At 30.4% G+C, this 22,999-nt stretch carries 15 protein-coding genes; 1 reads left to right on the top strand and 14 read right to left on the bottom strand.

What is annotated here, in order from left to right; translation table 11 throughout:
• Nucleotides 1–196: 196 nt before the first annotated feature.
• Nucleotides 197–1,411, top strand: a complete 1,215-nt coding sequence (locus tag VJY32_RS08280) for an IS256 family transposase (protein ID WP_353677441.1) — start codon at nt 197–199, stop codon at nt 1,409–1,411.
• 136 nt (nt 1,412–1,547) lie between these two features.
• On the opposite strand, the gene VJY32_RS08285 is transcribed toward VJY32_RS08280, so the two are convergent.
• From VJY32_RS08285 to VJY32_RS08350, 14 genes are all read right to left on the bottom strand, one after another.
• A complete protein-coding gene (locus VJY32_RS08285; RefSeq protein WP_353677442.1) occupies nt 1,548–2,333 on the bottom strand; it encodes a DUF3800 domain-containing protein in 786 nt (261 codons plus the stop codon).
• Between the two features lie 6 nt (nt 2,334–2,339).
• A complete protein-coding gene (locus tag VJY32_RS08290; RefSeq protein WP_353677443.1) occupies nt 2,340–5,834 on the bottom strand; it encodes an Eco57I restriction-modification methylase domain-containing protein in 3,495 nt (1,164 codons plus the stop codon).
• A 109-nt stretch (nt 5,835–5,943) separates the two neighbouring features.
• A complete protein-coding gene (locus VJY32_RS08295) occupies nt 5,944–6,324 on the bottom strand; it encodes an endonuclease domain-containing protein (RefSeq protein ID WP_353677444.1) in 381 nt (126 codons plus the stop codon).
• A gap of 79 nt (nt 6,325–6,403) precedes the next feature.
• Nucleotides 6,404–9,655, bottom strand: coding sequence for a helicase-related protein (locus VJY32_RS08300; RefSeq protein ID WP_353677445.1), 3,252 nt, complete (start codon nt 9,653–9,655; stop codon nt 6,404–6,406).
• Nucleotides 9,656–10,054: 399 nt separating this feature from the next.
• Nucleotides 10,055–10,492: a phosphohydrolase gene (locus VJY32_RS08305; protein ID WP_353677446.1), complete on the bottom strand. Its 438-nt coding sequence runs from the start codon at nt 10,490–10,492 to the stop codon at nt 10,055–10,057.
• A gap of 2 nt (nt 10,493–10,494) precedes the next feature.
• Nucleotides 10,495–11,445, bottom strand: coding sequence for a hypothetical protein (locus VJY32_RS08310; RefSeq protein ID WP_353677447.1), 951 nt, complete (start codon nt 11,443–11,445; stop codon nt 10,495–10,497).
• Nucleotides 11,446–12,050: 605 nt separating this feature from the next.
• Entirely contained in the window at nt 12,051–12,875 is an 825-nt protein-coding gene (locus VJY32_RS08315; protein ID WP_353677448.1) for a hypothetical protein, read from the bottom strand.
• Nucleotides 12,876–13,276: 401 nt separating this feature from the next.
• Nucleotides 13,277–13,930, bottom strand: a complete 654-nt coding sequence (locus tag VJY32_RS08320; protein WP_353677449.1) for a T9SS type A sorting domain-containing protein — start codon at nt 13,928–13,930, stop codon at nt 13,277–13,279.
• Between the two features lie 32 nt (nt 13,931–13,962).
• Complete coding sequence (locus VJY32_RS08325; RefSeq protein WP_353677450.1) at nt 13,963–15,156, bottom strand: hypothetical protein; 1,194 nt, start codon at nt 15,154–15,156, stop codon at nt 13,963–13,965.
• Nucleotides 15,157–15,169: 13 nt separating this feature from the next.
• A complete protein-coding gene (locus VJY32_RS08330) occupies nt 15,170–16,462 on the bottom strand; it encodes a hypothetical protein (RefSeq protein WP_353677451.1) in 1,293 nt (430 codons plus the stop codon).
• Between the two features lie 217 nt (nt 16,463–16,679).
• Nucleotides 16,680–17,084 carry a hypothetical protein gene (locus tag VJY32_RS08335; protein ID WP_353677452.1) on the bottom strand — a complete coding sequence of 135 codons (405 nt, stop codon included), beginning with the start codon at nt 17,082–17,084 and terminating at the stop codon, nt 16,680–16,682.
• Between the two features lie 202 nt (nt 17,085–17,286).
• Nucleotides 17,287–19,725: a glycoside hydrolase family 94 protein gene (locus VJY32_RS08340; RefSeq protein ID WP_353677453.1), complete on the bottom strand. Its 2,439-nt coding sequence runs from the start codon at nt 19,723–19,725 to the stop codon at nt 17,287–17,289.
• 26 nt (nt 19,726–19,751) lie between these two features.
• The gene (locus VJY32_RS08345) at nt 19,752–20,813 is read right to left on the bottom strand and encodes a glycoside hydrolase family 5 protein (protein WP_353677454.1); all 1,062 of its coding nucleotides are present in this window, start codon (nt 20,811–20,813) and stop codon (nt 19,752–19,754) included.
• Between the two features lie 167 nt (nt 20,814–20,980).
• Nucleotides 20,981–22,933, bottom strand: a complete 1,953-nt coding sequence (locus VJY32_RS08350; protein WP_353677455.1) for a sodium:solute symporter family protein — start codon at nt 22,931–22,933, stop codon at nt 20,981–20,983.
• Nucleotides 22,934–22,999 lie beyond the last annotated feature (66 nt).

The raw sequence follows: 22,999 nt of genomic DNA on the forward strand, positions 1-22,999 counted from the left end.
AGGTTAACTCGTAAAGTTTGTCGGAACGATATTTAAGATAAATCATTATGTCAATCAGGTATTAAGGTTTTTAATGATAGTACAATTAAAAATAGCGTTCTAAAAAGTGTGTAAGGTATAATAAAAGAAAGAGGCATTTACCCTCGTAAATTTGTAAAAACAAAAAATGGTAATCCATTCCTTCGGAAGAGGATAAATGCCTATGGAACTAATAACTCAAATAAACACAGAGGAAATTAAGAAAAATATAAAAACAAATAAAGGGTTAATGGAGTTAATAGAAGATAGAGTAAAAAATTTTATCAAACTTACATTAGAGACAATATTAAATATAGAATTTGAAACGAAAAGAGAAGGATTAAAAATAAAGAAAAGTTGGCAGCGCAATGGTTATTATCAAAGGAGTTTATTAACAAGTTACGGTTTAATAGAAAATCTAAAAGTGCCTAGATATCGAGGGGTTAGATTTCATAACTTAATATTTAGGCCGTGGCAAAGGAGATGGAGAGATGTAGAGGAAACGATAATAAAATTATTTGTCCAGGGAGAAAGTTATCGAGACATCAGACGAATGGTGGGTCATCTTTATGGAGATAACACAATGTCAATATCAACGATAAATAAAATAAGCAATACTCTAATGCAAGCAGCAGAAGAATTCCATCAAAGGAAAATTCAGAAGAGTTATTCAATTATTTGGATAGATGGGATATACTTTCCTCTGAAAGGCACTAATGGTTTGCAAAAAACTCAAAAAGGGAAGAATTTTTGTGTTTTAGTGGCTTTAGGATTAGATAAGCGGACGGGAAAAAAAGAAGTAATAGATTTTATGACAGCAAGAAGTGAAAATCAATGGACTTACGAGAGATTTATAACTTCTTTAATTAATAGAGGTTTGCAGACAAATGCAATTGATGTAATAGTTCACGACGGAGATTTGGCAATAAAAAATGCATTGGATAAAATATTTGGGGATAAAGTTAAACAGCAAGATTGTATTTTTCATAAATTGCAAAACATAAAAAATGTTATTAGCAATAAAGAGAAAAAATCAGAGATACTAAGTGATGCCTCAAAAGTTTTTAAGTCATTAAGTTATCAAGAGTATTTGACAAGGAGGAAAGAGTTTATAAATAAATATAAAAACAAGGAGACAGAAGTTGTCAGAGTTTTTAAGAATGATGAATTAATAAAAACTAAATTCTCTTTAGATGTTCAACTTTATCATTTAATTAATACAACAACACCAATAGAGAGAATGTTTAGAGAAGTACGCAGAAGAACTAATATTATTGGTTGCTTTGAGAATAAGTCTAGTCTAAATAAAATATTGTTCTTTGTGTTTGATTTTATTAATCAATTACTTGGGAATGCCTCTTTCAATGATATTTTGGCCTTTACACAATTTTAAGAACGTTATTCAATTAAATAACCTCATAAAAAATTTTTGATATTGTATAAAAAAATATTATATTTGTAACAATCCAGTTCATCTGGAGGTGGAAGGACGCAAGAGCCTTTGCCCCGAGCAATCGGGGTTTTTCTTTTTATGGCAAAAGCTTTATACCATATCCTTCTATGACACCAGATTTTCCTCTATAATATTTTTCCTCAATAACTGAAATAATCTTATCCCCAAATACAAATTCTTTCCCTTCATTTATATCGTATTTCCTAAACATAAATCTTCGTGATGGATGTGCTATTAAATCGGTTAATTGTAAACAAGCTATATTTAACATTTTGGGTTTTACTTTTAATTCCTTGCTCGTCAGTCGCTTTTGTAATCTCTCTGATTCTATAAACTGGGTACCATTTTGAAATATTTTTGAATATGACTTTTTTAATCTCATATCTTCTTTACCGCCGCGAGATTCAACCATCACATCACCGACAGAATCAACTGATTCAAGAAAAAAGAAAAATCTCTCTATTAATATTTCCATACAGTAATGATAAGGATCATATTTCCACGTTTGGTATTTTAATTTATGCTCTTTTTTATCTATTAGAACAGAAACCACTAAATAATCTAAATCCTTTAATAACTGGATGAATTCAGAATTGAAATTTTCTTCTATTATTTTGTCTTTGAGTGAATCGAAAGGAAATTTTTTATTTACCAGTTCTTTTCTATGGAGTATCACTGGCTCATCAGGGTGATATGGAAAATATTTTTGCTTTAATTTCTCCAATGCTGGAGTTACAACATCTTTTACATAATTTAATTCAAAAATCAAACCGGTTAGACTTAGATAACGATGATTGGGATTATCAGAACTTTCAAGATCATTGTTACCTACTTCGTCAATATAAATTCTATATTTTTTCATAGTGTTTCACACACTCCTCGCTTTGTTCAATCTATTTTGCACAAGCTCACAAACTGAGTAATAAACTTCTTCACGCTCTGCTTGGGTTAAACCAAGTGCATCGAAGATAATATCATCGAGTGCTTTTCTGTCTGGCAATGGATTTGGCTTTTGCGAGCGAATTGGTTTGGTTTTGTCGAAACCAAGCTCCTCAAAGATTGGCAATGGTAATCTCTTTAAAAGATTTTTGAAAGCATCAGTTAATTTATCTTTAGTATATTTATCAATTTCTGGTTTCATAACTAAAAGTTTTGAAATTTCTGGCCCATACATTAATAGAACACCTTCACCCATATTTTTTCTACCAATAAATTCTACAAAAAAACTACTTAGAGCTGAATTTAAGTATGCAGCTAGTTCATACCATTCAGAGGAATTTATTACAAAGAAAGTATCCCCAATAAAATAATTATTAGGATTTATAAAGAATGAAAATTTAACATCTACGAATCGTTTTGAAAGAAGCGGCGCAAATATTTCATTTAATGACCACCATTGATCTCGGGATTTACAAGTTGGTCTTAAGTGATAACCTTGTTGTTCTCCCCATTCGATGTATTTAAGTGCTTTTAATTTTTTGTCATCTTTTAATTGCTTCTTTGATTTATTACATATAAAAACTTTTGAAACTAAATCGGTTTTTCTTATTGATATAAAACTTAATTCCCTTGGACTCTTAATCACTGGTTTTAAAAACTCTTCTTCAATTCCCCACTTTTTAATTTTTTCGTCATCAAGATAGAAAAATTCATTTGCCCCGGTTTTAATTCCAAATCTTACTTCAGCAATATCCCCAAGTCTTACAAGTTTATCTTTGCCTTTTTCAAGAATAGTAAAGAAAATATCCGGTGCTCGTAAGTATTTTCCACCCCATTTATCGCCTTCATAAATTCCATTGCCAAGTTTCTCATCGTTTTCATCTTCGTAAACGGTGCCGGCTTCCTTCAGTTCTTTGTATGTAATCGGATAAACTCTAAAATCATCATCTTTAGTTATAGTTTCAGCATACTCGTTTAAGAGTAAGTTTTCAGTGTTCAGCACTTCTTCAAATGGTTTTTTGAAAACAATAAATTTTACTTTGTGTTTTTCATCTATTTCATTTTTAGGTGCATCTAAAACAGTAATTATTGTATTAACATCTGCACTTGCAAAAGAGCGTTTTGCGTGGTTGTCAATTACAAAGTGAAGTTTTGTATTTTCCAGAATAAATTGCTGCAACCATTTTCCATAGCCAACATCAAGCCAAGAGTTGGAACAAATAAATGTAAGCACTCCTTTCTCATTTAATAGCTTCAAGGATTTCAGATAAAAGAAAGTATATAAATCTGATTTGCCATCAATTTTAATTTTTAGTTTTGACTTTTGTTTATTTGTATAAAAATAATCTGGATATTCTTCATAAATTGTTTTTCGAAGAAGTTCTTTATATTCAGTTTTTGTGTTTTTTCCATTTGGGTCAGAAATTTGTTCTTGTCTTACATAAGGTGGGTTTCCAATAATAATATCAAACCCTTTTTTATCATAGAATATTTCAGCAAACTCAATGTTCCAAATAAATGGATGTTCATCTTTGAATGATTTTATCTCATCTTGAAGCGCAGAAATTTCTTTTTTTATCTGTTCTTTCTTTTTATTGTCCATTTCTAATTCTGTGCTTTGTAAAACATTACCAAAAATATCTTCAATCGGTTCATAACCACCAAATAATTTTAAGTTTTTTTTCTTTTCGATTATTTGTTTCTTTTCGATTATTTGTTCTTGAATAATTTCTTTGAAGATGTCATTTTCTTTTTTTCTGATTAAATTTGCCCTTGCTCTTTTGCTTCCGTAAAAGAAATCACTTTTTTCTTTTTTAAGTTCTGTAATTTTTCTTTTGATTGAACTTGAAATATTAGCTTGGCTATCTACTGGAAATATTTTATCACCTATTTTCTGAACAATAGAATCTCCTCTTCGGATTTTGAATTCAAGGTTAGGCAAAAGAGGTTCAAATGATTTGCTAAGTTCATCTGGCATATCAATAAAAAGAGAAAGCCACAAACGAAGCTGACAAATCCAAACAGCCCATGCTTTTACTTCAACACCATACAAAGAACGACTAATTATTTCTTTTTTTTGTTCAAAAGTATTTTCTCTTTTTTCTTTTGATAATAAATACATAGTTTCATCTAATACCTGTAACATTCCAACAAGAAAAGCACCTGAACCTGCAGCTGGGTCGCAAATGGTTACATTTTTCAACAAATTTAATATTTCTTCTTTTTCATTTTCATTAAGCATCTCAACAATTTGTTCGTCGTGTTTATCAAAAAATAGATGATAAAGTTTTTTCTTAGGGACATCCGAAGTTTTTTGAAGCCACTTAACAAGAGCAATTCTACACATAAAATCAACTTCTGTTCTTGGTGTATAGACTGCGCCGTCTTCTTTATTAACAAGTCGTTCGAAGATAATACCCAAGAACTCTGGGTTTAATTCTAAATCCTTGTCATAAAGTGTATTTTCTTCTATAGTAAAATTGTAAGAAAATAGAAATTCCAAAAACTGTTCGATTGCTTTATCAGGTATTATCAAATCTTGGTCATCAAATCCAATCTTTCCCTTAAAAAGTTCACCATTGAGATAAGGAGCCATTTGTAGAGCCAGCAATGTTTTTTCAGAAAAAGGAGTTGAGCGACTAAAAATTTTTTTACCTGGAGGATTATTTAGTGATTCAAAGAATAACGTTCTTAACCATTCAGAATAAAATAAGTTCTTACCATAATATTTTTCTTTATACTCTTTCCAAAAATTTAGAATAAAATTTTCATCTTTATTTAACCATAGTTTCTTTTGAACAAAACCAAGAAATATTGTTCTGATAATAAATAGCAAAGCAAAATCTTGTTTTAGTTGTTTATCTTTTGAACCAACTACACTTTCAGAAAGTCTATCAAAGTTTGGTTTAAATTCATTATAAAAATCATCAGTAACAGCTTCAATAGAGAATCGGTTTCTCAAATCTTCATAATCTCTTACTCTTCCTTTACTGACAAGAAAATTATAAGGTGTTTTTACTTTTGCATTCGGACCAAGAAAGAAAGAGTATCTACGTGGATTGGAATATTCTTTCTTTACCTTACTCCCTTCAAGTGAAAGTTCAATTGTCGCAAGCGATAGACGATAGTTTTCTGATTTACATGAATGAAGCAGAACAAGCGCTCTCTTGTATCCATAAGATGACATCAAACGAAAAATATCTTTTGACAAACCAACACGCGGGTCATTTTCAGAATCGTGCAAGACTTCGAGTACTTTTATTTCAAGAGATTTATCCTCTCCAATAACAAATGCACTTTTTAAGTATTGCGGAGTAAATTCAAATGAAAGTTTCTCTTCGGAGATTTTGAAATCATCAGTTAAAAACTGATTCTGAAAAAAATCTTTGTACGCTTCCCGCGAATATGGATTGTTGAAGTTCATATATGTTCCACAGTTTGACATTTGTTCTGTTTTTCGACCTCACCCCTGCTCCTCTCATAAATTAGGAGAGGGGTTTTAAAAAGTGCCTCTCCTTATTAAGCAGAGGGATTTAGGGAGAGGTCAACTTTTTTACTGCCTGCTCAATCCTCTCAAAAGCCAAATTAGGATTTCCAAGCAGTTCTTCATTTTTTATTCTTACAAAAGTAATCCCAAAATTTTCTAAATAACTCTGTCGTTCTTTATCATAAATTTTTTGTTCTGGCTTTTCGTGATAATCACCATCAATTTCAACAGCAAGTTTTAGTTTAGGACAGTAAAAATCTATAACATAATGATCAATGGAATACTGACGTCTAAATTTGTATCCGAGAAGTTGTCTATTACGAAGATACATCCATACAATTTTTTCACAGTGAGTTTGTTGTTTACGCAAATCACGTCGAGTTTGTTTTAGTTCTGGTTTGTTATAGTGTTTTGTCATAATAATCATTTTCGACCTCACCCCTGCCCCTCTCCTAAATTAGGAGAGGGGTTTTTAAAAAGTCCCTCTCCTTTCTAAGGAGAGGGATTTAGGGAGAGGTCAACTCCTCTGCTAATATTAAGTTCTCTTCTGCTTCATCAATCAATTCTGCTTTTTTAATTATATCCATCAAATAACTATGTGGAATTTCTTCCATAAGTTTCTTTAAATCTCGTTCAATTGTCTTTACACTAATCTTTCTTATCTGTCTATGATATAATTCTGGCAAAGAATCAAGTTCAGCAACGACAAAAAGAAGATCTTTCAGATAATCCTGATTACCAATTTTATTATCAATTAAAAAGCGAAGTTTATCAATTGTCTCTCGTTTTCCTTTATCAAGTGCAACTTCATTTTTCTTTGTAAACAAATTCGCTTTCACGTTTTGATAGATTGCTTCAAATTCATTGCTTACTGGTTTTGCTTCCTCATCAAATTCTGATTTGAATAGTTGGATTGCATCTCTTGAATGCAATGTGTGACATTCTGTAGATGAAGTACCAAGTTTGAAAATATAATCTGTGCCTTTCTTACCAAAAACAATAACTCCTTTTTTTTCAAAAGTTTTTGTTCGTTTAATTCTGATTCTTCTTGGCAGTTCTAATGCTTGACGGTAAAGTTCCGGATTTGAAGATTTAATTCGATTTAATTCATTTAAAAACTTTGCATCCCAGGATTCCTTAGCTTCCTGCTCTTTCAATTCTTCACGAAATCGTTCAACAAAAAATGAGCGAAGTTCTTCATCGGTAGTTAGAACTTTTGTGTCTTCGCCAATGAGTGCTTGTATCATTGCAAGTTTAAGAGTTGCAATTTGTGTAACAAAAGTATGCTGCTGTCCTTCAGCTGATGGAAAAAAATTATATATAAATAACTCATCAAAAACTTTTTTGTTGATACGGTTGATTCTTCCAACTCTTTGAATAACTCTCGTTGGATTGTAAGGAATATCGTAATTAAAAATTATTCCCGCACGATGAAGATTAAATCCTTCTGATATTGCATCGGTTGCAATAAGGATATCATAATCATTTTGCATAAGACTTTCACTAATGCCAGCATCAAAATTTCTTCTGATAATTTCTTTGTTTGTTAGTGAAGCATCTTTAGAAGAATATTTGAAAACCCTGAAATCATCTTTTAATTGTTTATATAGATAATCTGCTGTATCACTGAATTCGGTAAAGACAACAATTTTGCATGAAGGCATTTCTTTGTGTTTATTTTTCAGAATTATCTTAAAATCATTGAGCTTTGGATCATCCGGATAACCATTAGCAAACCAATCATTTCTGATTTCTTTCAACAAGCTGATATCTTTTTCGAGATCGCGAATGAAATTTATACTTAGTTCTTTTTTGTCAATAAGGAAAAGTCCCTTTTCTGTATAAGAAGCAAGTTGCTCTTCAAAGTTAATCTCTTTCAAATCTATTTCTGCTTCTTCGCTTTCCAGATTAAAAAGTTCTTCAATGGAAGGAAGATTTCCTTTTTTATAAATAGGAACTTTACCAAGCCGTTCGTACCATTCTTTGATATACTCAGAAGATTGAATCATTGAATCAAGACTTTTTGCAAATGCTTCCATCGAACTTTCAAAACGACGCACAAGTAAGTGTTTCATAAAGTCAGCTAAGTTTCGCTGGGCTTGTTTGAATAAATTTACATCATCAATCTCTTCAGAAATTTTCTCTTTATACTTTTCAATATTTTTTATGTAATTAGCCGGCATATAGCGAGCACCGATAAATCCTTTTCCTTCTTCCTGAGGTGCGATTTTATAAAATGTGTTTATATATAATTCAGTCAAATTACCAAGCTTGTATTCGAGCACAACCGGATCATTAACTTTTGGGAAAGAAATTTTCTGACGCTCCAAATCTTCTTTGTATTCATCAATCAGCTCAAGATCAATGCGTGAACGTCGAATTATTACCGGCGAAAGAATATCTCTTATTTTGTCCGCAAGTATTTCAATTTCATTTTTTATTTGTGCTTCTGATTTTGTTTTCTTCTTTTGACTTTCTTTTAGTTTCTTAAATTCTTTTATCATCTCTCTGAACTGGTAACTTAAATTATCAACCGTTCTGATTGTTGATTTGGCGGTTATCTGGAAAAGTCTGATTAATGCAAAAATATCTTGCGGACGGTTGTTGAATGGAGTTGCAGAAAGAAGGATCACTTTATTCTTTTGACAAAGCTGATGAAGCATTGCATAGTCTTGTGTATTTTCATTTCTGTATTTATGTGCCTCATCAATGATTATTAGTTTTTGCTCATCGTCATTATTTTCTTCGAGTGCTTGTTGAATTTTTCCGCTTGAATAAATTTTTGTTCGGAAGTTAAATTCATAAGAGTAATCGTTCCACTGCGGTATTAAATGAGGTGGTGCGATAATTATAGTTTTGAGTTTCATATTAAAAGCAATTGCAGAGGCAATTATGCTCTTGCCAAGTCCAACAACATCAGCAATTATAACTCCATTATGCTGCTCCAGAATATTTATTGCTCGGTTTACAGCATCAATCTGATATTTTAAGTTCTTAAATTTCTCTCCTGTTATATCAGACGGAAATGCGATTGTACCACGCTTTGCAATTGTAAAATATTCAATTAAAACTCTGAGATAAAGCAAATAAGGGCTGGGTAATTTATCTATCCAGATTTTCTCAATAACTTCTTTATGAAATTCGTTGTAATTATCTTTATCAACAATTAGAATTGAATCACTCCACAACTTATTGAATAAATCAAGTCCTTCCTGAAAATGTTCATCTCTGAACACAACATTTATTTCGTGTTGACCTTTTAATCCTGCACGACTAAGATTACTTGAACCGGTAATTAATGTTCCAGGAAATTCACCGCCTTGAGAGAATTCATCTTTGTTTTCAAATAAATAAAGCTTGGCGTGATTTGGTCTAAGTGTTTTTCTTATTTCGAGTGTACCATTTTTAATTTTTTCTATAAAGATTCTGAAAGCTTCTTGTTTTTGAGTGGAATCAAAATAGTCTGTATCGTTAAATATTGTAACAAAATTCTGATTAAATTTTTTTCTCACTTCCCCACGTGATTGATTTACTTGGTCTATAATTTCAAATTCTTTTATTTTATTAAAAATATCTTTTTCAGCATCAAGTCCAATAAGAAGTTTAATAGACTTATCCTGAATATTTTTATATATTTCTTCAAATCCTGAGAAATAAAAGTAGCCTACAAGGAAATACAAAGATTTTGCTGAAGGAAGGATATTATTAAAAACTTCTGAAAGTAGTTTTTCAGTATTTGTTATAAATTGATTTGGCATATAACATAATAAAATTTTTTAGCAAGTTTTAGTTCTCTACCCTCACGGAAATCATTCATAAACTTTATTTAGATTATTTGAATGTATTAATAAAATTAAAAAATGAATTAGAAATTATCTACAAATCAGAACCACTAAAAACTCATAATAACTTTCTTAAAAATGTGTAAAGTACAAAATATCACTACAGAGTCATTACTAAATACTGATTAATAAAACCAAAAACATTATTTCTTCTATCTAAATTTATTCTAAAATCAACTAATAATAAGTTCCTCTTCTCTCAAAAGGATGGCTGCTCACTTTTTGTTTTTACAAATTTACGAGGGTTTAATCCCTCTTTCTTTATTATATCTTACACACTTTTTAGAACGCTGATTTTATTATAAAATTTTTGTTTTATCCATTATTTACGAGAACTTTATACCAATGTAAATATTTATTTAGTCTATTTAATTCCCTTTCGGCCAATTCATTGTATCTTTTAACATCAAGGTTATCTGATAAATCGTTTATCTTAACTCGCTTTGCTAAATCACTTGTACGTACTCTGTTAATAAAATCCTCATAAGGTTCATCCTCACTCAATTTTGTCAAGCATTTCAATGCATCAATAATATGCTGTGGGAAACCCTCTGCTTCTAGCTTTTCAAATGTCCAATCTGTATCTTCTACAATATCGTGCAGAACTCCGCATATCTTTTCGTCCATTGTTTTACCCATATTCATTACTCGAAAAATATGTCCAACATATGGTTGACCATTTTTATCAACCTGTTTTTTGTGTGCTTCAAAAGCAATTAACATTGCTTTGTTTAATAATTCTTCTTTTGTCATAATTATTCCCTGTTTATTGGATTAATAATTTTAAAAATATCTTTCATATTTACTTCAATATCCTTTTTCAAAATTATTGAGTTTGCAAGTTTTGTTATTTCTCTGTCTGCATTTATACTGTTAAGCATATTAATTAGCTCTTTTGTATGTCCTTCTGCTGGTTTATATCCTTTTTCAGTAACAAGTTCTATTGCTCTGACAAATTCTAAAAATCTTTTTTCATATAATCCTAAAAATTCTGCTATAACACTATCATCTAATATACTCTCAAGTATTCTGCGTATTTTGTTACGCTCGTACAATTGCTTAGTGTATTTATTTAAGACTTCTTGAAAAAATTGATAAGCTTTTTCTTTGTGAACTACATCTTTGAATAAATAATCCCTCATTAAATATCTATAATCGAAGTATATTGAACCTGCTATTAAAATCCCGAATAGTGACAGCTCCCATGTGTGATAATAATGTTTAGCATCAGAACGTAATAATCCAAACCTTCTTAATTCAAGTGATGCAAATCTTGTATTTGTTATAAATCTCTGGACACCTGTTTTTGTCTTGGCAAAATCACCTTCTTTTAAAAATTCTTTGCAGTCATTCATAAAACTTAATGAGGTTTCTAAGGCAGGTTTATTTTCTTTGTGATGAACAAGCAAATACAACATTAATGGTATGATTAAATGATATTTTGTGTATGCATTATAATGACCAAACAACCTTTCGTATTGAGAAAATCTCTCCTGTATCTCACTTGAATTTGGATTTTCGATTATCCTTAATTTGTACTTTAATAACCACGACTGATATTCCAAAAGCTTTAACCTGATTTGAATTTCATCAAGTAGTCTTGGATTATTACTTTTATTATAATCAAGAACAAGTTGATTAATTTCTTCTACAAGTGCAGCATCCATATTGTAGTTAGAGAAAGTTAACAGTAATATTTTTTTCAACAACTAAAAATTATAAAAGTATTTTATAAAATATATAAGAATTTTATTACATAACATATCTTAAAAATAAATACAATATTTTCGTAATACTTGAAAAATTATTTTGAGTGATAAAAAATTTTGTTAATTACATTTTCATTCAAATTATTGTAAAAATAGTAATAACATAACTTGGTAGGAGTGTTTAAAATTTTTTCATTGATAAAATTTGCTGAGGAATGCAGGTAACAAATAAAAAAGCTGAAAAGCATTTTAATGAGTGGTGAGAAAAATTTAATCTTAGAAGAAAATTCTAAAGAATCCTGATTATTTGAAAAAAACCATCTTTATTAGCAAATCATCTACTTTTAGAATGGAAACCGCTCTCCTAAAAGCACTAAAACTAAAATTAAATCTGAAGCTCTCCGTTTCTTAACTCAGTTCAAAGAATTAATCAATTCGCCAAGGGCGAATTAATCAAAAAAAATTTCTACCTAAAACTTTATTTGATTTTGAAGAAGAGTATATTAATTACATTACAAAAACTCACTCTAAAAGTTATGTCGAAAAATCTGTAATATTTTTTTAAGCTCAATTGGTGGTTACCTTCTCAAAAGAATTCATTTTTATTCTAATCTTTTATATGTGATTTCTAAATTCCTTAAGTAGCCCTTTAATAATATTCCACCAATTAAAGCAATTAAAATAAAGATTGTTATTATAAACAAGTCTGAATTTAGTTTATTCAGATACATAACAATTACCATTCCTATTATAGCAATTGACATTAAAACTCCAAAAATTAACATTGCGGGAGCTAACAAATATCCAATTTCTCTTTTCTTTATTAGCATTATTGCAGTAATAATAAATGCTGGCAGAAAAATAGAAATGTCAAGCACATGAACAGGATTGGTTAATATTCCATTTTCTAAAATACTTTTAGGAATTTCATTTTTAATAATAGCAGGAATAATTTCCGAAAGCCATAGAAAATAAAATAGAATAGCTAAAATTATTAAAAACACACTTGTTGCTTTAATGATTGCAAAATTCTGAACGTTAATTTTTATTTCATTGATTTGAGAGAAAATAAAATATACAAATGAATAAAAAGATAAACCGAGTATCACACAGTAAGCTAAAAAAAGAAAATTAAAGTGCATAGAAAAACAATAAATAGCATATGAGTAAATTAAATATAAAATTACACCGCTCCAGATTAGCATAGCCGACTTGCTTTTTGTATATCTCAATGAAGTTATAATAAGTAAAGGAACAACAATTAATAAATTAACAATATCTTGCCCAATTCCCTGAACAGCATAATATTTTACTTCCCGTATATATGTTTCATCAATAAAAATTCCACAGTAGCTCACTATCATTATTAATAATGATAAAGGAAGTGATAATATTAAAATAATTTTTTGTGAATCATTATTTCTCATAAAAAAAACAGTCTCAATTTATTTTAGAAAAGCTAATTACTTTTTATAAAGGAGTTCTTTCAAGAATTAACAAAATTTTTCCTATACTTCGATTTACACATGGTCTCTGAAAATTTTATCACATAATCGTTTGCGGGCTTAATTACAATTAAAGAACTCTGAAAAATTAATGATTGCCATGTTTAACAATCAGTTTGCTAAATCAGGTTATTGCAAATCAAAAAATAGTTAGTCATACTGAACGGAGCGAAGCATCTTAATTTTTAAATTGCCCACTGCAAGTATTTAAAATCGAGATTCTTCATTTCGCTCCTCTCCATTCAGTCCGCCTTTGGCGGAGACTTTTTTGTACTATTTAGAAACTACTACCTCAAGCTAATCTTTTTGACAACAATAAGTCTTCATTTCATTACCATCATTTTCTTATTAATTCTTATTCCCTTCCCTATTAAACTGTAAATATATATTCCACTTGAAAGTTTTCCTCCGTTGTATTCAACTTCGTAATATCCGCGTTTCTTATTCCCTTCATCTATTACTTCTATTTCTCTGCCTAATATATCGTATACTTTTATTTCTACTTTCCCTTCTTCCGGTATTTGATAACCTATTCTTGTTACCGGATTAAATGGATTTGGATAATTCTGTTCTAAGACATATTCCTTTGGTGCTTCTGCTTCTATCTTTATTGCTTTCTCTTCTATTGTCCTATTTTCACTCTTTATTATTAACTTCATCTCTTCTTCTTTCCCTATCTCTGATGTCTTTTCTATTGTAAATTTTATCAATGCTATTCCTTCTTCTCCGCTTTTTATTTCTTCTATCTCATTCTTTGTTTCTTCTATCCTTATCCATTCGGGCTTACTCTTAATTTCTACTTTCACTCTTTCTAAATTTATTCCCGTCTCATTCGCTATTTCTAACTCTATCACATTCCCTCTGCTCCCAAATGGTATCTTGTAGATTGGCTGTGAATATATTAATGAACTTATTAAAATTAGTGAAATAATCCAATATGGGAATATTGGAATGATGGGGTTGAGTCTTTTTTCCATAGCTACTCCTAATTTTTATTTCTTGTTCTTTCTTACACTCGCAGTCTTTCTCTCAAATAAACTGAAAAATTATACAAAAACCTATATGCATCTTCATTTATCCAGCCTAAGCCCTTTACTGTGTTTATCCAGTTTTCATATGCCTGAAGTATTATCTCTGCACTTATTGGATAGCCCATATTTATCATCATCTTTGCATTGTTTAATTGGTAATAATTTATGTCTCTTACCCAGTAATATTGTATCCAACCCAAATTATAACATTGATTGTTGTAACTGATTAAACTGTCTATCATTGATAAAGGAGTTTCGGTGCTGTCGGGTTTAGGTGGTCGGTAATCCTTTAGTTCTATCTGTAATGTATTCTTTACTTCTAAATTTGTTTCCTTCTCCATAACTTCTTTTACTATGTAATAATCTGTTGGACTACCATATCTTCTAAGCAATATCCTCGCCTCCCAGTTCTTATTTATCTTATAAGTTTCTTTCGGTAATTGTTCTCTTAATGCTTTGTTTATTTCTAAACTCTTGTATTTTTTGTAAAAATAATAAAATAATATTCTATCTTTATTACCTTCATTTATTTCTCTCTTTAATGATTCAATTAGTATTGGTATAGAATTTTCTCCCAGTATCCATTCTAAATAATGTATTGATGATGACCGCGACCTATCAATATTTGAATTTAATGCTGTATTAATCAATAAGTCCAATGCTCTTTGTGAATTTATTGAATCATACTTTATGATATATGTTAATAATGGTATCGCAATTCTATATTTATTCTCATCACAACACATTAAATTCATTACATAATTACTATAACTGAAATCTCGTTTATCAAATAATATCTCTATGGCAAATGATTTATCACTATATATATATGTCGTATCTCTTCCTTCTCTCTCATAATATATGTTCACTGAATCAAGATATTTTTTGGCGTATTCATATGCTTTAGTGGATTTTAATTCTTTTAAGGCATATAAAAAATGCGGCTTCGATGTTGTACGAGACTTCCAAAAATTATTTTCTAATTTTATTACTGCTTCGTAAAATCTATATCTTATTGCATCATCTATAGCATCTAAATACTTTGTAGTGTTAAGACTATCAAGATTATTTAGAATTCTATATTTCTCTTCCTCTGTAAGTGTTCTTTGTGCAAATACATTATTAATACTTAATAAAATAATAACATGAATTACTAACTTAATTATTTTCATATTGACCTCTATTTTAGATGCATTTAGTAATTTTTTTAATCACTTCAAAATATTTTTCTATAATACCTTTTAACTTATCATTAATATCTCTTTCGTTATCAATCCATCTTTGGATTTCTTCAATATTATCTGAATAAGGGTTGCCTTCTGTATCTTTTTTCTTTTGCTTAAATCTCTCTAAAAGTTCCAATAACATTGGTTTATTATCCTGTAATGCAATAAATCTGGCTAAATTATCATTGTTAATTTCATTACATGTTAACCTGTACTCCTTAAACTTTTCATAAAACTGAGTTTCTAATAGTGCTTGATTAAACATATTTTTATTCTGCTCTACATGTAATTCTTCATGTCTACGAATAATCTCTTCTATTTTATAAACTGTATGTTGGGCATTCTCAAAGTTTGATATATCTGCTTCTGCATTACACAGCTCTTCTATTGATAACGCTTTCAAATCACTTGTATCTCGTAAATAAATTTTACCTTCTCTATAACATACTTCAGATGAGTATTTTAAGGGTGTTATTATCTCAAACTGCCATTTGTCTAATTGGTTATTGTTACATGCACTTAAATTAAACTCATTTTCAAATCTGTTTATGTAAAATACTGTTACTCCATCTGCATTTGGATTATCATTACAATGACTTTCTTCAATTTTTATTATATTTATCTTAGGTTCTACTTCCCCCTTGCACTGCGGTGCTGAGGAACAATCAGACTTCTTACCAAATTCTATTGCAGCTGTTGTATGAGTTATTGACGGCACACCATAAATTCCGCAATTTGCTAATGGAGGACATTCTACTGTTAATGTTTTTGCTTCTCTTTTACTCTCTTTTTTATTATGATTAATAACATTTTCCCCCTTTTTGCCCATTAATATACAACCAGTCTCACAAGATGAAAATTCTACCCTTATATATCTTGTACTGTCGTAATTTGATTCTATCTCTAAATTTACTCCTATATATCCTCCCTGATTTATTCTTATAGACCCTCTAACTGTATCCCCATTTTCATCCCTGAAAAAACAATACTCTGCTCCTGAGACTACTCTAAATTCTGCTACAAAATTTACATAAAGACTTATATATAACTGTAAAAATTCCCCTTCATAATTATAATACCCAACTTCTAACTTTATTATATCTCCTCCTTCTATTTTTTCTTTACTACTTCTTATTTCCATTTCTCTCCAATCTTCATAATAATCACTAACTGCTTCTCTCTTTATTTCAACGCGTTCTTTTATCGTTACCTGTGAATATGTGATATTTAATAATATGTTGTTAACTATCAAAATCAATAGTATGATTTTTAAATGTTTAGTTATAGAGATATGAATGAATGAATGAATGAATGAATTGATTGATTGATTGATTGTCTTATTGGTTTATTTGTATAAGTTGGTTTATTGGTTGGTTTGTCCTCCACTGCTTTTTCCCTCTTATTTTTTGAACAAATTTATTCTGTGTCCTCTTTTTTTGTCAAGTATTTTTTTATAAAATATATTGTCATCACTTTTTCTGTTCTTCTCTATCTTTTCTTTCAAGATATTCTTTATTCCACTCTACCATATTTTTCATTTCCCCCTCTCTGATTATTTCTCCTTTTTCTCTCGATTTTTGCTCTATATTTCTTATGTACTCTGTTATCTTTTCTTCGATCTTCTTTGAACCAAGTTTTTTCATCGCTTCTAAATACAAAGGTTTATTTCTTAATTCTTGTTTATCATATTCTTCTTCTATTATCCCTAATGCTTCTATTATGTTATTCTCTATTACCATTCCTACTGCTTTTATTCTTACTACTTCATCTTCACTTCTTAATTCTTTGAGTATCTTTCCCTTGTCAATTTCCTGACCCTTTATTACTACAGATGTTAGTAGTATTATCCCTATTATTAATAATTTATTCCTCATTTTTTTTTACCCTTAATTTTTGTTTATCATTCTTTATTCTTTCAAATGAGATTCTTCATTTCTCCCTTTTCTATTCAGTTTTGTAAACATTGTCTATGGAAATAATTACACCTTTTAATTTTAATATTATTAGACTTTGCATACCAATGAAACAGTCTTTAATGTGACAAAATTATAACGATTCAAGAATTTTAATTAATCACTATCCTAACACAACTTCAACTTTATGTGTTTTACCATCATTTAAGTCGGGAATTTTATTTCCACTCATCAACTTACCATCAAGATATAAACTCTTTACACCTTTATTAATTTTATCCGGATTAGAAATTGTTATTTGATAAATACTATTTCGATATTTTCTTGTTACAGAAAATTTTTCCCAATTTGCTGGAATACATGGGTCAACAATTAAACCATCAAAATCGGGACGAATGCCAAGAATATATTGAGAGATTGCCACAAAAGACCATGCAGCTGTTCCAGTTAACCATGAATTTTTTCCTTCACCATAAGTAGGAGCATCTTTTCCTGCAGTCATTTGGCTGTAGACATAAGGTTCTGCTCTATAAATTTCAATTTGTTCTTCTTTGGTTGGTGGACAAATACTTTTATAATATTCCATTGCCTGGTCACCTCTTCCAAGTATTGTTTCTGCAATTTGAATCCAGGTATTATTGTGTGTAAATATTCCGGCATTTTCTTTATATCCTGGAGGATAAGAACTAACCTCACCTAAATAAACATAATATTTTGAATATGCTGGCTGCTGAAGTATAATTCCATTTGGAGTTGCAAGATATTTTTTAACGCTGTTTAGAGCTTTAAGTGCATAACCATTTTCTAATCCAACTCCGCCTAAAACGCACCAACCCTGGCTTTCAATAAAAATTTTTCCTTCTTCATTTTCTTTCGAACCAATTTTTCTGCTGAATGCATCATAAGCTCTAAGAAACCATTCACCGTCCCAGCCGTGTTCATAAATTGTTTTTTTCATGTTCTCTGCGTGTGTTAGATATTCATTAGCTTCATCAGTTTTCCCTATGAATTTTAGTATCCCTGCCATTTCACTGCATGCTTTGCAAAACAATCCTGCAATCATAACAGATTCTGCTACTCTGTCATTTTCTATATGTCCAGCTGTTTGAAAGCTTTCACCAGGTGTTGTGGAAAAACAATTTAGATTAAGGCAATCATTCCAATCAGCATGACCAATTAACGGCAAACCATGTGGTCCGCGATTGTTCAAAGTATACTTTAATGATAAATGTAAATGGTCTAACAATGTTGCATTTGAATTTTGAACATCTGCGTAGCCGCATTTTTCATTCAATATACTAATGTCGCCTGTTTCTTTGATGTAAGCTGCAGTAGATAAAATCAACCAAAGTGGATCATCATTAAATCCGCCGCCAATTTCTGTATTTCCTTTTTTCGTCAATGGTTGATATTGATGATAGCAGGTTCCATCAGAGAGTTGCGTGGAAGCTAAATCTAAAATTCGCTGTCGTGCTCTCGATGGAATCATATGCACAAATCCAAGTATATCCTGATTACTGTCGCGGTATCCCATTCCTCTTCCAATTCCAGATTCAAATAACGAAGCCGAGCGCGACATATTAAATGTAACCATGCATTGATATTGATTCCAGATATTCACCATTCGATTTACAATTACGTCTGGTGTATCAGTTTTATAAGATGATAATAAATCTTCCCAATAATTTTTTAATGAATCGAATGCGGCTAATACATTCGATGTATTTAAGAATTTTGATTTTACTTCTTCAAATTCATCTTTTCTGATTTTTCCATTGTTTAGATATTTTTTCTCATCTGGATTTTCTGCATAACCTAAAATGAAATTAACATCTTTTGATTCCCCAGGTTGAATTTCTAAATCGATTTGATGAACTCCAATTGGAACCCAACCATATGCTGTACTATTTTTACAATTTCCTTCTAAAACTGCTAAAGGTGATTCTAATCCATAATGCAAACCAACAAATGCATCTCTGCTGCTGTCATAACCTGAAACTTTTTCACTGCATGCAAAAAAGCCGTAATGATTTCTTCGTTCTCGATATTCAGTTATATGAAAAATTGTTCCATCTTCAATTTCAACCTGACCTGTTGAATAATTCCTTTGAAAGTTTGTCATATCATCATAAGCTTCCCATAGGCACCATTCAATAAAGCTCCACATTCTAATTTTCTTAATTGATTTAGAATGATTTGTTAATTTCACATGCCAAACTTCATTCCTATATCCAATTGGAACAAAATATAGAACTGAAACTTCGAGTTCGTTTTTTTGTCCTGTAATTTTTGTATATGCCAAACCATGACGACATTCATACTTATCGAGTGCAACACGCATTGGCTTCCACATTGGATTCCAAACAACATCACCATCTTTGATATACAAATAACGACCATTGCTGTCCATTGGAATATTATTATAACGATAGCGAGTTAAACGCAATTTTCGAGCATCTTTATAAAAACAATATCCGCCTGCAGTGTTTGAAATTATACCAAAAAAATTTTCTGTTCCTAAATAATTAATCCACGGCAATGGAGTATCTGGTCTATTAATTACATATTCTTTTTGATTATCATCAAAATATCCGTATTTCATTTTTACTCCTGTATTAAAATTATTTTTTAATCTATTAAGGAATCAAAAATTGGTTTGTTCAGTGATTTTATTTTGTTCCTAATTAACAATCCAGATTCAGTAAGGTCTGATTCTTCCCAATTACCATTTGGTTTATTATCAACTTTTAATGCTGCTGATGTTTCCTTTTTATCGGCAATAGACCAATTGCACCAGCTCAATTTATTTTCTTCCATAAAGTTTATCCATTTTTCTACTTCTTCATAATCGAGATAACCGCTACCAGTATATTCGCAAGTTCCAAATTCACTTACAAAAATTGCAATCCCATTATCAAGAGCTTTTTTGGCTTTGTCCCTTAATTCTTGTTTATGACTTGCTGAATAAAAATGGAGTGCATATGCAATATTGTCGAAATTAAGCGGGTCTTCTGAAGCAATATCAACATCCTGCGACCAAGTAGTAGTGCCAACAATTATAAGATTGTCTGAATCAATTTCTCGAATACTTTTAATAACAGCTTCAGCATAAGGTTTTACATCATCTTTCCAGGATACTTTCATTGGTTCATTATAAATTTCATAAATCAAATTCGGTTTATCGCCGTATAGTTCAGCTATTTGTTTGAAAAATTTAATTGCAAGTTCAGGATGTTTATGAGCATTATGGTCGTGCCAATCAACAATCACATAAATACCTAAATCAATGCATGCTTCTATTACATTTTTAACTTTCTCAAATTCAATTTCTGGATTTTCAATGTATCCCATCTTTCCATCTGCTTCTTCAATTCCCATCGATGCTCTAACCACAGTGCAATTCCAATCATCACGCAGCCATTTGATGCAATCATAATTATAATATTTCCCCATTAATTGACTCCAGAATAAACTCATTCCTCTTAATATCAAAGGATTACCATCTTTATCCAGAATTTTATTTTCTTCAACACGAATTTGACCAAATTTATCTACAATTGTCTTTGAGGTTTGTGGATATAAATTCATTGAAAGAATTATTATCAGAAAAATTATTAAAAAAGATTTTTTTAATGTAAAATTATGTGACAAATAATTTTGGGTTGAAAATTTTTCTTTTGAAATATTCATATCATCACCATTTACATTTCTTATAAAAAATTTTATTTAACAAACTTAAGTAAAAGAATAATAAATAATTATCTGCATGTTTTTTTATCTCTCACAGATTTCACTGATTTATGCAGATTTCCCGCTGAATTGCCGGGTAACTATAAATTAATTCACTATTCAAAATTTTATTTTTCTTCAACCAAAGCAGGTTCGATAGCTGGTATAATTAATTCAGTATGTTGCTGACCATAATTTTCTTCAAGTTTATTCCACCAGTTTAGTTTTAATATCAAAGAAGTTATTAATAGAACAGACAAACTAATTAACATAGATTTGAATTCACGTATAACCAAAAATACTGGGGTACACATCAATGTAATTTGCCATGCCATTCCAACAAGGATATTGAACATATCACGTTTGAAATTTTTATTTGCTTCGAATTGCGGATCTATCTTTTTTACTTTTTCATAAATTGGTTTCCAAAAACCCCATGGACGAACATTATGATAAAATTTCATCAATACTGTATCATCTTCAGGTTTAGTCAATAATGTTGCTACTACACATCCAACTATTGAATTAAAAAATATAATCGGGAATGAGTTCATACTCGGATTGGCAGGCAAGGGCCAATTATTTATGAATGTAATTAATCCAATTTTTTCCAGTAATAATAAAATTAAAGATGTTGACATACCTGCAACCATTCCCCAGAAATAACCATATCCATTAAATCGCCACCAGTACCATTTCAAAACATTAGCAGCAGTATAACCACCCCACAGCGATGCGACTATCCAAAGTGCAATTTGATTTATTGATTCAACAAAAAATCCAATGCTAATACCAACTATAACAACTCCAAGCGAAGCAAGGTAGCTCATTTTTACATACTTTTTGGGTTCTGCATTTGGCTTAATATAACGTTTATAAATATCATTAACAATGTAAGCTGGTGCAGCATTTACTGTTGCAGCAAAGTTGCTCATGAATGCAGCTATGAATCCAGCCATTAAAAGGCCAAGTAATCCTGCAGGAACATAATTAGCTAAAACTTCCGGCAAGATTGCCTCAAAGTCAGGACTTGTAATTGAACTTTTATATAATGAATCAAAATTTGTTAAAGCAAGTACTGTTAATCCAGCTGCCATAAAATATCGAGTTGGGTTAAGCACAACACTGACAAGTGAATTCATCTTTGCTGCTTCTTTAGGACTTCTTGTAGAAAGTATTCGTTGCATGTCATAATTTGGTGCTGGTCCAGCAGCAGCAACAAAAAATCCTTTAAATAACATCATGCCAAAAAATAATCCAAAGAGCGAGTAACCATCATTTGCTATCCAGTTATTGAAAGCTTTTACTTTTGTAGCCACAGCAGAATTTACAGTTGACCAATCCAATCCCAGATTCCATCCAAAAGCCATACTTTTCCAGCCTTCTGGGATTACACTATTAATCATTTCAGGAGAAACATGATACATTGCAATAATTCCAATTGCTATAGCAGATACTGAAAGAATGCAGTATTGCAAAACTTCTGTTGCAACAACACTCATCATCCCGCCTTTAACAACATACAGAGTTGTTAATCCCATTAAAATTAGTGCATAGAGATTAGCATTTATTTGAGGGTATTGAACCAATGTTTCTGGATTTGTAATTATAGGCGGCAAAAATGCAGCAGCAAATTTTCCAATACCTTTAAAACCATATGATAAAAATCCGATTACACTAATTAAAGCATAAATCACTACAATAAAATGTGAAAGGGTAGCTCCTTTATCTGTGCCAAACCTTGTTTTAATCCATTCAGCTCCAGTCATTACATTAGATCTTCTCAACCACGGTGATAAATAAACCATCAAAAATATTTGATTAAAGACAGGCCATATCCAAGGAATCCACATACTTTTTAATCCATAAACAGAAAGCCAGTAAACTATAAGCATTGTTCCTGCAATATCAAACATACCTGATGCATCTGATACTCCAAGCATCCACCAGGGAAGGCGATTACCTCCAAGAAAATAATTATGTATATCCTTAGAAGCTCTTTTTGAAATATAAAATCCTATAAAAATTGTCGTTGTTAAATAAAGCAGTATGATTGTGATATCAATAATATGAAGGTGCATGTTGAATACTCCAAAGATTGAAAAATTAATATAAAAAAAGTCTGTGCCTTTGCTTTTGGCAACAGG

The organism is Rosettibacter primus (genome assembly GCF_036860675.1).
GTDB classification, from domain to species: Bacteria; Bacteroidota; Ignavibacteria; order Ignavibacteriales; family Melioribacteraceae; genus Rosettibacter; species Rosettibacter primus.

Coding starts and splice junctions, on each gene's coding strand:
- VJY32_RS08285 (WP_353677442.1), bottom strand. CDS start 2,333: ATGAAAAAATATAGAATTTATATTGACGAAGTAGGTAACAATGATCTT.
- VJY32_RS08335 (WP_353677452.1), bottom strand. CDS start 17,084: ATGAGGAATAAATTATTAATAATAGGGATAATACTACTAACATCTGTA.
- VJY32_RS08325 (WP_353677450.1), bottom strand. CDS start 15,156: ATGAAAATAATTAAGTTAGTAATTCATGTTATTATTTTATTAAGTATT.
- VJY32_RS08280 (WP_353677441.1), top strand. CDS start 197: ATGCCTATGGAACTAATAACTCAAATAAACACAGAGGAAATTAAGAAA.
- VJY32_RS08295 (WP_353677444.1), bottom strand. CDS start 6,324: ATGATTATTATGACAAAACACTATAACAAACCAGAACTAAAACAAACT.
- VJY32_RS08320 (WP_353677449.1), bottom strand. CDS start 13,930: ATGGAAAAAAGACTCAACCCCATCATTCCAATATTCCCATATTGGATT.
- VJY32_RS08350 (WP_353677455.1), bottom strand. CDS start 22,933: ATGCACCTTCATATTATTGATATCACAATCATACTGCTTTATTTAACA.
- VJY32_RS08315 (WP_353677448.1), bottom strand. CDS start 12,875: ATGAGAAATAATGATTCACAAAAAATTATTTTAATATTATCACTTCCT.
- VJY32_RS08340 (WP_353677453.1), bottom strand. CDS start 19,725: ATGAAATACGGATATTTTGATGATAATCAAAAAGAATATGTAATTAAT.
- VJY32_RS08300 (WP_353677445.1), bottom strand. CDS start 9,655: ATGCCAAATCAATTTATAACAAATACTGAAAAACTACTTTCAGAAGTT.
- VJY32_RS08305 (WP_353677446.1), bottom strand. CDS start 10,492: ATGACAAAAGAAGAATTATTAAACAAAGCAATGTTAATTGCTTTTGAA.
- VJY32_RS08290 (WP_353677443.1), bottom strand. CDS start 5,834: ATGAACTTCAACAATCCATATTCGCGGGAAGCGTACAAAGATTTTTTT.
- VJY32_RS08345 (WP_353677454.1), bottom strand. CDS start 20,813: ATGAATATTTCAAAAGAAAAATTTTCAACCCAAAATTATTTGTCACAT.